13 protein-coding genes are annotated in these 13,728 nt (G+C 71.6%); 6 read left to right on the top strand and 7 right to left on the bottom strand.

The features are described 5' to 3' along the window. From OYE22_RS21930 to OYE22_RS21940, 3 genes are all read left to right on the top strand, one after another. The gene (locus tag OYE22_RS21930; RefSeq protein ID WP_176161877.1) at window positions 1–1,785 is read left to right on the top strand and encodes a DEAD/DEAH box helicase; all 1,785 of its coding nucleotides are present in this window, start codon (window positions 1–3) and stop codon (window positions 1,783–1,785) included. 422 nt (window positions 1,786–2,207) lie between these two features. Then, window positions 2,208–2,846 (top strand): helix-turn-helix domain-containing protein, encoded by a 639-nt coding sequence (locus OYE22_RS21935; RefSeq protein WP_176161876.1) that lies wholly within the window; start codon window positions 2,208–2,210, stop codon window positions 2,844–2,846. A gap of 217 nt (window positions 2,847–3,063) precedes the next feature. Beyond that, window positions 3,064–3,843, top strand: a complete 780-nt coding sequence (locus OYE22_RS21940; protein ID WP_277321997.1) for a S16 family serine protease — start codon at window positions 3,064–3,066, stop codon at window positions 3,841–3,843. Window positions 3,844–4,056: 213 nt separating this feature from the next. Here OYE22_RS21940 and OYE22_RS21945 read toward each other — a convergent pair whose 3' ends face one another. The 6 genes from OYE22_RS21945 to OYE22_RS21970 form a co-directional block, all read right to left on the bottom strand. After that, a complete protein-coding gene (locus tag OYE22_RS21945) occupies window positions 4,057–4,797 on the bottom strand; it encodes a winged helix-turn-helix domain-containing protein (RefSeq protein WP_348652237.1) in 741 nt (246 codons plus the stop codon). 172 nt (window positions 4,798–4,969) lie between these two features. Further along, window positions 4,970–5,860 (bottom strand): glycine betaine ABC transporter substrate-binding protein, encoded by an 891-nt coding sequence (locus OYE22_RS21950; protein ID WP_277324258.1) that lies wholly within the window; start codon window positions 5,858–5,860, stop codon window positions 4,970–4,972. Between the two features lie 179 nt (window positions 5,861–6,039). Further along, window positions 6,040–6,903, bottom strand: coding sequence for an ABC transporter permease (locus OYE22_RS21955; RefSeq protein ID WP_277321998.1), 864 nt, complete (start codon window positions 6,901–6,903; stop codon window positions 6,040–6,042). Then, window positions 6,900–8,135 (bottom strand): betaine/proline/choline family ABC transporter ATP-binding protein, encoded by a 1,236-nt coding sequence (locus OYE22_RS21960; RefSeq protein ID WP_277324259.1) that lies wholly within the window; start codon window positions 8,133–8,135, stop codon window positions 6,900–6,902. The genes OYE22_RS21955 and OYE22_RS21960 overlap by 4 nt, the downstream gene beginning before the upstream one ends. 118 nt (window positions 8,136–8,253) lie before the next feature. After that, window positions 8,254–8,901, bottom strand: a complete 648-nt coding sequence (locus OYE22_RS21965; protein WP_277321999.1) for an ABC transporter permease — start codon at window positions 8,899–8,901, stop codon at window positions 8,254–8,256. A 15-nt stretch (window positions 8,902–8,916) separates the two neighbouring features. Continuing rightward, on the bottom strand, window positions 8,917–9,384 hold the full coding sequence (locus OYE22_RS21970) for an Lrp/AsnC family transcriptional regulator (RefSeq protein ID WP_176161869.1): 468 nt from the start codon (window positions 9,382–9,384) through the stop codon (window positions 8,917–8,919). Window positions 9,385–9,607: 223 nt separating this feature from the next. Here OYE22_RS21970 and hppD point away from each other — a divergent pair, with 223 nt between their 5' ends. Then, the gene (gene hppD, locus OYE22_RS21975; protein WP_277322000.1) at window positions 9,608–10,753 is read left to right on the top strand and encodes a 4-hydroxyphenylpyruvate dioxygenase; all 1,146 of its coding nucleotides are present in this window, start codon (window positions 9,608–9,610) and stop codon (window positions 10,751–10,753) included. A 189-nt stretch (window positions 10,754–10,942) separates the two neighbouring features. On the opposite strand, the gene OYE22_RS21980 is transcribed toward hppD, so the two are convergent. Further along, window positions 10,943–11,233 (bottom strand): hypothetical protein, encoded by a 291-nt coding sequence (locus OYE22_RS21980; protein ID WP_277322001.1) that lies wholly within the window; start codon window positions 11,231–11,233, stop codon window positions 10,943–10,945. Between the two features lie 421 nt (window positions 11,234–11,654). Between OYE22_RS21980 and OYE22_RS21985 the strand changes: the two genes are divergently transcribed. Further along, window positions 11,655–13,022, top strand: a complete 1,368-nt coding sequence (locus tag OYE22_RS21985) for an FAD-linked oxidase C-terminal domain-containing protein (RefSeq protein ID WP_277322002.1) — start codon at window positions 11,655–11,657, stop codon at window positions 13,020–13,022. 218 nt (window positions 13,023–13,240) lie between these two features. Continuing rightward, window positions 13,241–13,519, top strand: coding sequence for a hypothetical protein (locus OYE22_RS21990; protein ID WP_277322003.1), 279 nt, complete (start codon window positions 13,241–13,243; stop codon window positions 13,517–13,519). Window positions 13,520–13,728 lie beyond the last annotated feature (209 nt).

Genomic DNA, 13,728 nt, shown 5'->3' on the forward strand with positions numbered 1-13,728 from the left:
GTGACTACCACCGCGAATCACCACCTCTCACCCGCCTTCCCCGGCCGGGCCCCCTGGGGTACCGCGAACAAGCTGCGTGCCTGGCAGCAGGGGGCGATGGACAAGTACATCCAGGAGCAGCCGCGCGACTTCCTGGCCGTCGCGACGCCCGGCGCCGGTAAGACCACCTTCGCCCTGACGCTGGCCTCCTGGCTGCTGCACCACCACGTCGTGCAGCAGGTCACCGTGGTCGCGCCGACCGAGCACCTGAAGAAGCAGTGGGCCGAGGCCGCGGCGCGGGTCGGCATCAAACTGGACCCGGAGTACTCGGCCGGGCCGGTCAGCCGCGAGTACCACGGCGTGGCCGTCACCTACGCGGGCGTGGGCGTGCGCCCCATGCTGCACCGCAACCGCTGCGAGCAGCGCAAGACGCTGGTCATCCTGGACGAGATCCACCACGCGGGCGACTCCAAGTCCTGGGGCGAGGCGTGCCTGGAGGCGTTCGACCCGGCCACCCGCCGGCTCGCCCTGACCGGCACGCCCTTCCGCTCGGACACCAACCCGATCCCCTTCGTGACGTACGAGGAGGGCAACGACGGCATCCGCCGCTCCTCGGCCGACTACACGTACGGCTACGGCAACGCGCTCGGCGACGGCGTCGTGCGCCCGGTGATCTTCCTGTCGTACAGCGGGAACATGCGCTGGCGGACCAAGGCCGGCGACGAGATCGAGGCCCGGCTCGGCGAGCCGATGACCAAGGACGCCATCTCGCAGGCGTGGCGCACCGCGCTCGACCCGCGCGGCGAGTGGATGCCCAACGTGCTGGCCGCCGCCGACCGCCGGCTCAGCGAGGTGCGCAAGGCCATCCCGGACGCCGGCGGCCTGGTGATCGCCAGCGACCAGGAGCAGGCCCGCGCGTACGCCAAGCTGCTGCGCAAGATCACCGGCGACGGGCCGACGGTCGTACTCTCCGACGAGACAGCGGCCTCGCAGCGCATCGACGAGTTCAGCCAGTCCGACAGCCGCTGGATGGTCGCGGTGCGCATGGTGTCCGAGGGCGTGGACGTGCCCCGGCTCGCGGTCGGCGTGTACGCCACCACCGTCTCGACGCCGCTGTTCTTCGCGCAGGCCGTGGGCCGCTTCGTACGCTCCCGGCGGCGCGGCGAGACCGCCTCCGTCTTCCTGCCGACCATCCCGACGCTGCTCGGCTTCGCCAACGAGATGGAGGTCGAGCGCGACCACGTCCTCGACAAGCCCAAGAAGGAGGGCGAGGACAACCCGTACGCGGAGGAGGACAAGCTCCTCCAGGAGGCCGAGCGGCAGCAGGACGAGGACACCGGCGAGCAGGACCAACTCTCCTTTGAGGCCCTGGAGTCGGACGCCGTCTTCGACCGGGTGCTCTACGACGGCGCCGAGTTCGGCATGCAGGCGCACCCCGGCAGCGAGGAGGAGCAGGACTACCTCGGCATCCCGGGCCTGCTCGAACCCGACCAGGTGCAGATGCTGCTCCAGCGCCGGCAGTCGCGGCAGATCGCGCACAGCCGCAAGAAGCCCGACGAGGAGGCCGACCTCCTCGAACTGCCCGCCGACCGCCGCCCCGTCGTCAGCCACAAGGAACTCCTCGCCCTGCGCAAGGAGTTGAACGGCCTGGTCGGCGCGTACGTGCACCAGAGCGGCAAGCCGCACGGGGTGATCCACACCGAGCTGCGCCGGGTCTGTGGTGGTCCGCCGAGCGCCGAGGCCACCGCCGGCCAGATCCGCGAGCGGATCAAGAAGGTCCGGGAGTGGGCCACCCGCATGCGCTGACGGCGCGATCGGCCTGAACCCGCGCCCGTCACCGGCCTGAACCGCTCCGAACCCGCCCCTGTCGCGGGGTTGGCGCGCCCCCGGGCGCGCCGCCCCGCCGTACGGTCGGCCCGGCGCGCACTACCGCGCCCCTCCGCGCTCCCGTGCGCCATCGGCTCGGCCCGCCGAATGCGGGCCCATCGACCCATATCGGGGCGCACACCGGGCGCGAGGTGTCGCGCAGTTGACCGGATTGTGGACGAGCTCTTCCGCTGAGCGAACTCGCTCGCTAGCGTTCCCCCACGCACACGCCCCGTGGCAGCGCCGCCGCGGAGCGCGGCCGGTGCGTGCGAACCGCGACCGGTGGCCTCTTCCGCGCGCTGCCGATGGGACCGGTGGCGCTGAACCGGAATCGGCCGCCACTCACCCGAGAAGGGGGCGTCGTGACCGCGGAGACCTCTCAGACGCTCGATCGAGGGCTGCGTGTCCTCAAACTCCTGGCCGACACCGACCACGGCCTGACCGTGACCGAACTGTCCAACAAGCTCGGCGTCAACCGCACCGTCGTCTACCGCCTGCTCGCCACGCTCGAACAACACGCCCTCGTCAGACGGGACATCGGCGGCCGGGCCCGGGTCGGCCTCGGCGTGCTGCGGCTCGGCAGGCAGGTACACCCGCTGGTGCGCGAGGCCGCCATGCCCGCGCTGCGCGCGCTCGCCGAGGACATCGGCGCCACCGCCCACCTCACGCTGGTGGACGGGGCCGAGGCGCTCGCCGTCGCCGTCGTCGAGCCGACCTGGACGGACTACCACGTCGCCTACCGCGCCGGCTTCCGCCACCCGCTCGACCGCGGCGCCGCGGGCCGGGCCATCCTCGCCGCCCGCAACGGCCTGACCGACAGCGGCTACGCCCTCACCCACGGCGAGCTGGAGGCCGGTGCGAGCGGCGCCGCCGCGCCGCTGCTCGGGGTGACCGGCATCGAGGGCAGCGTGGGCGTGGTGATGCTGACCGACTCGGTGCCCGAGCGGGTCGGCCCGCGGGTGGTCGAGGCCGCGAAGGAGGTCGCGGACGCCCTGCGCTGAGCGACGGGCCCGCCGTACCGCATGGGCCCGCCGTACCGCGCGGGCCCGCCGTACCGCGCGGGCCCGCCGTACCGCGCGGGCCCGCCGTACCGCGCGGGCCCGCCCCCCGCGGCGCCGCCCCGCCGCGGCCGGCCGGCCCTGCCCGGCCCAGCAGCTCTGTCCGGCCCAGCAGCCCTGCCCGGCCGGGGAAACGTTGCCGTCCCTTAGGGTGGCGGACGTGTCTCCTCGCGCTCGCATCCTCGCGGTCTGCTCCACGCTCGTCGTCGCCCTGCTCGCGGTCGCCGCGTTCGCGCCGTTGCCGTTCTCGATCGCCTACCCCGGGCTGACCGCGAACGTGCTCGGGTCCGACCGGGGCCAACCGGTGATCACCATCGAGGGCGCCCCGACCCGCGAGACCAGCGGGCAGTTGCGGATGACGGCCATCGTCGCCACCGGCCCGGACGCGGACATCCGCCTCAAGGACGTGATCAGCGGCTGGTTCAACGAGGGGCGCGCGGTGATGCCGCGCGACTCCGTCTACCCGGTCGGCGACTCGCCGAAGGAGGTGGACAAGCACAACCGCGAGGAGATGAAGGAGTCCCAGGACTCCGCGGTCCAGGCGGCGCTGGGCTACCTGCACCGCTCACCGAAGGACGTGAAGGTCACGCTGCGGCTCGCCAAGGTTGGCGGCCCGAGCGCGGGGCTCATGTTCACCCTCGGCATCATCAACAAGCTCGACGGCGACGGCCGCGGCGGCGACCTCACCGGCGGCCGGATCATCTCTGGTACGGGCACGATCGACGCCAACGGCAAGGTCGGCCCGGTCGGCGGCGTCGGCCTCAAGCCGAAGGCGGCCAAGCGCGACGGCGCCAGCGTCTTCCTCGTCCCCCGCGAACAGTGCTCCGACGTCACGGAGGAACTGCCCAAGGGGCTCAAGCTCATCCCGGTCAAGGAGTTGAAGGACGCGGTGTCCTCCCTCCGGGCCCTCGCGGCGGGTAAAACGGTCCCGAGCTGCTGAGCGGCCGACTGACCAGCCGCAACCCGAGCCCCACCAGGGCCCAGCCACACCGGTCGCGTAGCCAGGCCAGGCCATCGCCGGCCCGCGCGCGCCACCCGGCCCGGCCGGCGGCCCCGGTCGGCGGCCGCCCGTGGGCCAGCCGCCAGGTGGCCGCCTCGGTCTGTAACTCGCGGGCGCGGTGGTCGTGCACGGCCATATGAATGTCGGAGTGCGTCATGGTGCGTCCTCCTCGTCGTCTCGTCCGGCCCCGCCGTCTCGCGCGGCTCCGTCGTCTCGTACGGTCTGGCCCTCTCGTACGGCTCGCTCCCGCGTGGCGTGCCGCTGGCCGCCCTCGCGGGGGAAGGCGTGCAGGTGGAGCCGGACGGAGGCGGCGCCGGCGGCGTCGGCCGGTACCCGGTCCCGGTAGTCGTCGATGACCTCGCGCAGTCGCCTGCCCAGCTCGCCCGCGATCTCGGGGGTGAGCCACAGGGTGAAGTCGCTGATGTCACCGTGACGGCGCCACTCCTGGGACCAGGTGTGCATCGAGCCGAGCCAGGTGGACAGCTCGCTGGTGTGGATGCTGGCGACCTCGTGCAGCATCAGGTCGAGCGCGCCGCGCACCGCGGGGTCGTCGTGCCCGAGGAAGGTCTCCGGGTCGCTGACCTGGATGCCCTCGTGTACCGCCCGCCACCAGCGCTCGCGGGCCGTGCCGCGCCCGGTCTCCTCGGCGACGAAGCCGTACGAGGCGAGCTGGCGCAGGTGGTAGCTGGTGGCGCCGCTGGACTCGCCGAGCCGGTCCGCGAGCTGGGAGGCGGTCGCCGGTCCGTCGTGCCGCAGCACCTCCAGGAGGCGCAGCCGCAGCGGATGGGCCAGGCCGCGCAGCGACCGCGCGTCGAGTTGCCGGAGCGGGCGCGTCGCCTCGCTCGTGGCGGGCCCCGGATCGGGGCCGGGGGGTGGGCTCTCGTGGGTGGTCATACGGCCACCGTAAGCTTGCAAAGAAAGCCTTGCAAGCGTTCCTTTGCACTACTTTCTTTGCACGTGAGTCCTCGCAGGTGGGAGCCCCGGACCGCGTACGACGAGGCCCCGGCCACGCCCCCACGGGGACGCGACCGGGGCCCTGCGGGTGACGACCGGGCGTGCGGGCCGCTCAGCCCTTCTTCACGAAGCCCTCCGCCACCAGCCAGTCGAGGGCCACGTCGTGCGGGTCCTCGCCGTCCACGTCCACCTTGGCGTTCAGCCGCTGCGCCACCGCGTTGGTCAGCTTCGCGGTGATCGGGTCGAGCACCTCGGCGATCTCGGGGTGCTTCTCCAGCGTCCTGCCGTGGATCACCGGGGCGGCGTTGTAGTTGGGGAAGAAGTGTCGGTCGTCCGCCATGACCACCAGCCTCATCGCCTGGATGCGCCCGTCGGTCGAGGTGACCTCGCCGAAGGTGCAGGCCGAGCCCTTGCGTACCTCGCGGTAGATGACGCCGGCCTCCATCTTGCGCACCCGCGACCCCGGCCACCGCATCCCGTACGCCTCGCGCATGCCGGGCAGCCCGTCGTCGCGGAAGGCGAACTCGGTGTCCACGCACAGCTTGAGCGAACCGTCGCGGCGGGTCGCCGCCGCGACGTCGGACAGGGTGCGTACCCCGTACTTCTTGGCGTTCGCCTGGTTGACGGTCAGCGTGTACGTGTTGTTGAGCCTGGCCGGCGACAGCCAGGAGACGCCGTTCCTCCGGTCCGCCGCGCGCACCGCGCGCCACTGCTCCCGGGGGTCGGTGATCGGCTTCTCGTTGCCCTGGTAGGTGATCCACCCGGTGCCCGTGTACTCGTACATCGCGTCCGCGTCGCCCGACTTGATGGCCTCCCGGGCGCCGATGGAGCCCTGGATGTTGGTCCGGTCGAGCACCTTGGCGCCGGCCGCCTGGAAGGCGATGCCGATGACCTGGCCCAGGATGATGTTCTCGGTGAACTCCTTCGAGGTCACCGTCAGGTTGGCGCCCTTGAGCGGTTCGCCGCGGCCTATCGTGCCCGGCTCCACGTCGTCGACCATCATGCTGCCGCTGTGCAGCCCGCAGCCGCTGAGCAGGGCCGGGGCCAGCAGCGCCGCCGCGAGCCCGACGCCGAGCGTGGCCCGGCCACGGCCCGCCGCCCCCCGGCCCGTGGCCGGTCGTCCCGTCGCCGGCTGTCGGCCCGTGGCCGCCCTACGGCTCCTCCCGCGTACCCCCGGCATCCTCATGCGTCCCCCTCGAGGCCGCGCGGGCGCAGCAGCAGTTCGACCACCGAGGCCAGCCAGTCCACGAGGAGCGCGAGCGCCACCGTGAGGATGGAGCCGAGCACCAGGACGGGCATGCGCTGGTTGTTGATGCCGGTGGCGATCAGGTCGCCGAGCCCGCCCCCGCCGCCGAAGTACGCGAGCGTCGCCGTGCCGACGTTGAGCACCAGCGCGGTGCGCACGCCCGCCAGGATCAGCGGCACGGCCAGCGGGAGTTCCACCTTGCGCAGTACGCCGAGGGCCGACATGCCGATGCCGCGCGCCGCCTCGATCAGCGTCGGGTCGATGGCCCGCAGCCCCGCGATGGTGTTGGCCAGCACCGGCAGCACCGCGTACGCGACGATGCCGACCAGCGCGGCCTTGGTGCCGATGCCCAGCCAGATCACCAGCAGTGCCAGCAGCCCGATCGCGGGCGTGGCCTGGCCGATGTTGGCGATGGCCAGCACCACGGGCACGGCGGGCCGCAGCCGGCGCCGGGTCAGCGCGATGCCCAGCGGGATGGCGATGATCAGTACGAAGAACGTGGAGATCGCGGTCAGCTCGACGTGCTGGCGCAGCCGCAGCCAGACGTTGCCGTCCGCGATCGCGTTGCGCGCGATGGAGTCCAGCTCGGCGCCCCGGAACCAGAGCCAGGTGGCCAGCAGCCCGATCGCGATGGTGGCCGGCAGGAAGGTGAGCTTCTGCCAGGTCAGCCGGGGTGGCTGGGCGGCGGGCGCGGGCGGCCTGCGCTCGATGTCCACGGCCCGTGTCTCGTCCGGCGGGGGCGCGTCCGTCCCCGCGCGCCCGGCTCGCCCGCCGGGTCCCCGGGTGCCCGCGCGGCTCATGCCTCGCCCTCCTGCCCCGGCCCGCGCGGCGTGCCGCCGCCCGTGGCGCCCTCCTGTTCGAGGTGGGTCAGGTGTGAGCGCGCCTCCTGCAACTGGTGCTGGTGTTCCACGGCGTCGAGCCGGTCCGCCTCCAGGAGTTCGTGGACGGAGTTCATCAGCGTCTCCATGTCCACCACGCCGGTGTACTCGCCGCGCCGCCCGGTGACCGGGACCCGGCCGGCGTTGTCGGTGAGCACCGCCTCCAGCGCGTCGCGCAGCGTGGCGTCCCGGGTCACCGTGTCGGCGACGAGCGTGCCGGCGCGGGCCAGCGACCCCTTGGCGCGGCTGAGGTCGCCTCGGCGCAGCCACTTGTACGGGCGCCGGTGCCGGTCGAGGAGCAGCACCTCGTTGATCGAGGCCGACCGGAACAGGTCGAAGATGGACTGCAACGGGTCGTCGATCACCGCGGTCGGGATGTCCTCGACCGTCACGTCGCGTACCCGGGTCAGATTGAGCCGTTTGAGTGCCGCCCCGGCGCCGACGAACCCGGAGACGAAGTCGTCGGCCGGGTTGGTCAGGATCGCCTCGGGCGTGTCGAACTGGGCGATGTGTGAGCGGTCCCGCAGCACCGCTATCCGGTCGCCCAGCTTGATCGCCTCGTCGAAGTCGTGGGTGACGAAGACGATGGTCTTGTGCAGCTCGTGCTGGAGCCGGATCAGCTCGTCCTGGAGGTGGTCGCGGGTGATCGGGTCCACCGCGCCGAACGGCTCGTCCATGAGCAGCACCGGCGGATCGGCCGCCAGCGCCCTGGCCACGCCGACCCGCTGCTGTTGCCCGCCCGAGAGCTGGCGCGGGTAGCGGTCGTGGAACTCCCGTGGGTCGAGCCCGACCAGGTCCAGCATCTCCTCGACCCGGGCCGTGACGCGGGCCTTGGACCAGCCGACCATCTTCGGTACGAGGGCGATGTTCTGCGCGACCGTCATGTGCGGGAACAGGCCGGACGACTGGATGGCGTAACCCACCTTGCGGCGTAGCTTGACCGGGTCTATGCCGGTCACGTCCTCGTCGCCGATGCGTATGCGGCCCGATGACGGCTCGATCAGCCGGTTGATCATCTTCAGTGTGGTGGACTTGCCGCACCCCGAGGGCCCCACGAAGATCACCGTCTCGCCGGCCCTGATCTCCATGTTCACGTTGTCCACGGCGGGCGCCTCGCTGCCCGGGTAGCGCTTGGTGAGGTTCTCCAGCTCGATGGTGGCCCCGGTGGTGGCGCCCCGCGCGGGGGCGTTGCCGGCGGACCCCGCGTCGGGTCGGCCGCTGGCGTGGGCGGGCTGGCCGTCGGAGCGGCCGCCGGGCTGGCCGTCGCTGGTGTCAGACACGAATCCCCCTGGGAATGGTCAGGCGTCCGATGAGCACGTACACGGCGTCGAAGACCAGCGCGAGCAGCACGATGCCCAGCGTCCCGGCCATGACCTTGTTGACGGCGTTGGCGCTGCCGAGCGACGAGATGCCGCGGAAGATCTCGTTCCCGAGCCCGGGCCCGGAGGCGTACGCGGCGATCGCGGCGATGCCCATCAGCATCTGCGTGGAGACCCGGATGCCGGTCAGGATGGGCGGCCAGGCCAGCGGCAGCTCGACCCGCACCAGCCGGGCCAGCCGCGACATGCCGAGCCCCCTGGCGGCGTCCACCAGGTCGGGGTCCACGCCGCGCAGCCCCACGATCGCGTTGCGCACGATGGGCAGCAGCCCGTAGAGGACCAGCGCGGTCACCGTCGGCGCGACACCGAGCCCGGTGATCGGGATGAGCAGGCCGATCATGGCCAGGGACGGCACGGTGAGGATGGTCGCCGTGACGGTGATGGCCAGGTTGCCGGCCCACTCGCTGCGGTAGGTCAGGACACCCAGCAGCACCCCGAGGACCGTGGCGACCACCATGCACTGGAAGACGGCGCTGGCGTGCTGGTAGGTGTCCAGCAGTAACTGGGTGCGTCGGTTGCCGACGTACTCCCAGAAGCTCATCGCGTCCCTCCTCGGTCAGTCATCGGCCGCCTGCTTCACCAGCGGGATGATCCGGAGCGGGACGGGGTTCTCCATCACGATCGCCGTCGAGGCCCGCACGATGCCATCAAAGCCCACAACCCGGTCGATCACCCGCTGGAGATCGGCGTTGGAGCGTGCCACCAGGCGGCACAGCATGTCGCCGTGGCCGGTCGTGGTGTGCAGCTCCAGCACCTCGGGCACCGTCTGGAGGTGGCTGCGGACGTCCGCGCCCTGCCCCTGTTTGATCTCCAGCGTCGCGAACGCCGTCACCGGATAGCCGAGCGCCGCCGGGTCCACCTGTGGCCCGAACCCGCGGATCACGCCGGCCGCCTGCAACCGGTCAAGCCGCGCCTGCGCCGTCCCCCGCGCCACGCCGAGCCGGCGCGACGCCTCAAGAACCCCGATCCGCGGCTCCTCGGCGAGCAGTTCGATCAGCCGGCCGTCCAACCGGTCAATGCCCATGACGGCTCACCCCGCCAGCCGCGTATCCGCGTTCCCCATCTCCGCGTCCCGCGTATTCGCGTTCCGCGGTTCGCGCACCCCGTCTTATGCCCATGCGTCCCGGCCACCTCCGTGATGGTCATCCTGTACAGATCGTCCGGCGAAACTCTGGAACTGCTAGTCAAGTTGTCCAGCAGATGCACAAACTATTGCGCACCTTGTGGATCGGGGGGAGTCTGCGGCTATGACAGAGACCATCGATCAGTCCCCCGAGACGGCCAGGCAGGCCGACCCCTTCCCGGTCAAGGGAATGGACGCGGTCGTCTTCGCCGTCGGCAACGCCAAGCAGGCCGCCCACTACTACGCGACGGCCTTCGGTATGAAGCTCGTCGCCTACTCCGGACCGGAGAACGGCAGCCGCGAGACCGCCAGTTACGTGCTGGTGTCGGGCAGCGCCCGATTCGTGCTGACCTCCGTCATCAAGCCCGCCACCGACCGCGGGCGCTTCCTCGCCGAGCACGTCGCCGAGCACGGCGACGGCGTCATCGACCTCGCCATCGAGGTCCCGGACGCCCGGGCGGCGTACGCCTACGCCCTGGAGCACGGCGCCACCGGCCTGGAAGAGCCGCACGAGGTGAAGGACGAGCACGGCACCGTGGTGCTGGCCGCCATCGCCACCTACGGCAAGACCCGCCACACGCTCGTCGAGCGCTCCGGCTACGACGGTCCCTACCTGCCCGGTTTCGTCGCCGCCAACCCCATCGTGGAGCCGCCGGCCAAGCGCACCTTCCAGGCCATCGACCACTGCGTGGGCAACGTCGAGCTCGGCAAGATGGACGAGTGGGTCGGCTTCTACAACAAGGTCATGGGCTTCACCAACATGAAGGAGTTCGTGGGCGACGACATCGCCACCGAGTACTCCGCGCTCATGTCCAAGGTCGTCGCGGACGGCACCCGCAAGGTGAAGTTCCCGCTCAACGAGCCGGCGATCGCGAAGAAGAAGTCGCAGATCGACGAGTACCTGGAGTTCTACGGCGGCCCGGGCGTGCAGCACATCGCGCTCGCCACCAACGACATCGTCTCCACCGTACGGGCCATGCGCGCGGCGGGAGTCCAGTTCCTGGACACCCCCGACTCGTACTACGACACGCTCGGCGAGTGGGTCGGCGAGACCCGGGTGCCGATCGAGACGCTGCGCGAGCTGAAGATCCTCGCGGACCGCGACGAGGACGGCTACCTGCTGCAGATCTTCACCAAGCCCGTCCAGGACCGGCCGACCGTCTTCTTCGAGATGATCGAGCGGCACGGCTCGATGGGCTTCGGCAAGGGCAACTTCAAGGCCCTCTTCGAGGCGATCGAGCGCGAGCAGGAGCGCCGCGGCAACCTCTGAGCCCGGTGGCCGGCCCCTCCCGCGGGCCGGCCCACCGCACGCCGTGCGCGGACAGGCGAGAACCCGGGCCCCCCGTGGGGGGCCCGGGCACGGAGAAGGCCCCAAGGCCCGTGGAGGAGGGCCACGGAACCCAGGGGCCGTTCTGCCTGGAGGATGCCTCCAGGAGACAGCGCTGGCGGCTCAGCGCTGTTAGTTGACGGCGGAGCCCAGCAGCCCGATCGGCAGACCCGGGGCGTCCGAGTTGTCGATCTGCGCCGCCTTGTCGTGGATCGTGTTGCACTGGTTGGTGCGGGCCTCGTCCAGCACCTCGATGACCAGGACGTCGATGTCCTGAACGGTCGGGCACAGATCGTCGATGATCTGGATGTTCTGCTCGAAGCGGCCGGCGTCCTCGTTCTCGGCGGCCGTCGCCGGGGTGACGGCGAAGCCAGCGGCGGCGAGGCTGAGCATCGAGCCCGCGAGCACCTTCTTGGTGTTCATGAGGTGACCTTCCTTGGTATGCGTTGGGCACTAGGCGCCGTGGAGGCGCCAGCACAGTCACTAACTGCGCTCCTCGCGGCCGGTTGTCGGCAAGGACGATCGTTCATCCCATCGCACCGTTTCTGACCGCCAAGTGGGTGCGGCAGCGTGACCTTTTCGCTCCTCCTGCGTATACGTGCGGTTCTGTGTCCTTTCCGTACGGACCACGCCCTGTGGGCCGCTTGCCCCGGTTGCCGATGGCTCGTACCCCTGGCCGCCCCGGCTCGGTTCCGCCCCGGACGGGCGCCGCCGGCACCCGGCCCCGGCCTCGCCCGCGTGTCGTTCCCCGGGCCGTCGGCCGCCGGGCCGCTGGTGGGGCGGCCGACGGCGCGGCCGGACGGGGCACCTTCCGCCCCGGCGGCACCGGTGCCAGGCTGGACGTATGAACGCTCTCGTGGCGCGACTGCGCGCAGGACTGCCCGCCGAAGCGGTACTCACCGACCCCGGCATCACCCGCTCGTACGCCAACGACATGGCGAGCTTCTGCGCGGCGGGCAGCCCCGCCGCCGTCGTCCTGCCGCGCACCGTCGAACAGGTCCAGCACGTCATGCGGACCGCGACCGCCCTGCGCGTCCCGGTCGTCCCGCAGGGCGCGCGCACGGGCCTGTCCGGCGCGGCCAACGCGTCCGACGGCAGCATCGTGCTCTCGCTGACCAAGATGGACCGCATCCTGGAGATCAGCGCCGTGGACCGGATCGCCGTCGTCGAACCCGGCGTCGTGAACGCCGTCCTCTCCCGCGCCGTCGCCGAGCGGGGCCTGTACTACCCGCCCGACCCCTCCAGCTGGGAGCAGTGCACCATCGGTGGCAACATCGGCACCGCCTCCGGCGGGCTGTGCTGCGTGAAGTACGGGGTGACCGCCGAGTACGTGCTCGGCCTCGACGTGGTGCTCGCCGACGGGCGGCTGCTGAGCACCGGCCGTCGCACCGCCAAGGGCGTCGCGGGGTACGACCTGACCAGGCTCTTCGTCGGTTCCGAGGGCAGCCTCGGGATCGTCGTACGCGCGGTGCTGGGGCTGCGGCCGGCGCCGCCGGAACAACGGGCGCTGGCCGCCGAGTTCCCCTCGGCCGCCGCGGCCTGTGACGCGGTCTGCGCGATCATGGAGCGCGGCCACGCGCCCGCGCTGCTGGAGCTGATGGACCGCACCAGCGTCCGCGCCGTGAACGCGCTGACCCACATGGGACTGCCCGAGTCCACCGAGGCGCTGCTGCTCGCCGCGTTCGACACCCCCGACCCCGGCCCGGACCTCGCCGCCGTGGGCCGGATCTGCGCCGAGGCCGGGGCCACCGAGGTGGTGCCCGCCGAGGACGCCGCCGAGTCGGAGCTGTTGCTCCAGGCCAGGCGCCAGGCGCTGCCCGCCCTTGAGGCCCTCAAGTCCGCGACGATGATCGACGACGTGTGCGTGCCCCGGTCGCGGCTGGCCGACATGATCGACGGAACGGCCGCCATCGCCGACAAGCACGACCTCACCATCGGCCTGAGCGCCCACGCCGGGGACGGCAACACCCACCCGGTCGTCTGCTTCGACCCCGCCGACGCCGACGAGGCCCGTCGGGCCCGCGAGTCCTTCGACGAGATCATGGCCCTCGGTCTGGAACTCGGTGGCACGATCACCGGCGAGCACGGCGTCGGCCTGCTGAAGAAGGAGTGGCTGGCCCGCGAACTCGGCCCCGTCGGCCTTGAGTTGCAGCGCGGCGTCAAGGCCGTCTTCGACCCGCTGGGCCTGCTCAACCCCGGCAAGCTCTTCTGATCCGCCCGCCGTTCGCGCACCCGGCCCGCCGCGTACGCCCGCCCGCACGCCTCGCGCCTCGCGGGCGGGGGTCGGGCCGCCGCCCCGACCAGCGGACTATCGCAACTATGGTCCATTCGGGGCCAATTCGGCGGATACGTGGTGTCATGGGCGGTCGTGGCTTCTCGCGGTTGTTTAGTGGGCCTGGTTCTGTCAACACCTCGCATGAGGAGCAGGAAATGCGCATTCGTCAGATTCTCGCTACCACCGCCACCGCCGCGGCCCTCGTCGCCGGCGCCGGCGCCATGAGCACGGCCTCGGCCGACATCATCACCGGCGACTCCGAGCGCACCAAGGTCGTCACCGAGATCGACGACGTGAACCACACCACCAACACCAAGGTGAACGCTCCCACCGTCTTCGACGACATCAACACCAAGGTGCAGAACAAGACCCACAACAACACCCAGAACAACGTCAAGCACAACAAGTTCCTGGCGCACCTCGACCGCGACTGATCTCGTGCACCGCTGAAGCCCAGTGCTCACCGCCACGTGAGTACTGGGCTTTTGCCTGTCCGCCACGGCCGTGGCGTCCCGCGCTCCTCCCGCGAGAACCCGCGCCCGGTCCGTGGTCGTACGCCCCCGCCCGGCACCTCCGGTCGAAGCTCACGGGCGGCGGGTCGCGGGTCGTACGGCGAAGGGCCGATACCCGCGCGGTGGCCACC

The organism is Streptomyces sp. 71268 (assembly GCF_029392895.1).
In the GTDB taxonomy this organism is placed as follows: domain Bacteria; phylum Actinomycetota; class Actinomycetes; order Streptomycetales; family Streptomycetaceae; genus Streptomyces.

Bases quoted from the DNA above. Each gene is read 5' to 3' on its own strand.
- OYE22_RS21945 (WP_348652237.1), bottom strand. From the start codon at position 4,797: ATGACCACCCACGAGAGCCCACCCCCCGGCCCCGATCCGGGGCCCGCC.
- OYE22_RS21950 (WP_277324258.1), bottom strand. From the start codon at position 5,860: ATGATGGTCGACGACGTGGAGCCGGGCACGATAGGCCGCGGCGAACCG.
- OYE22_RS21955 (WP_277321998.1), bottom strand. From the start codon at position 6,903: ATGAGCCGCGCGGGCACCCGGGGACCCGGCGGGCGAGCCGGGCGCGCG.
- OYE22_RS21965 (WP_277321999.1), bottom strand. From the start codon at position 8,901: ATGAGCTTCTGGGAGTACGTCGGCAACCGACGCACCCAGTTACTGCTG.
- OYE22_RS21970 (WP_176161869.1), bottom strand. From the start codon at position 9,384: ATGGGCATTGACCGGTTGGACGGCCGGCTGATCGAACTGCTCGCCGAG.
- hppD (WP_277322000.1), top strand. From the start codon at position 9,608: ATGACAGAGACCATCGATCAGTCCCCCGAGACGGCCAGGCAGGCCGAC.
- OYE22_RS21980 (WP_277322001.1), bottom strand. From the start codon at position 11,233: ATGAACACCAAGAAGGTGCTCGCGGGCTCGATGCTCAGCCTCGCCGCC.
- OYE22_RS21985 (WP_277322002.1), top strand. From the start codon at position 11,655: ATGAACGCTCTCGTGGCGCGACTGCGCGCAGGACTGCCCGCCGAAGCG.
- OYE22_RS21990 (WP_277322003.1), top strand. From the start codon at position 13,241: ATGCGCATTCGTCAGATTCTCGCTACCACCGCCACCGCCGCGGCCCTC.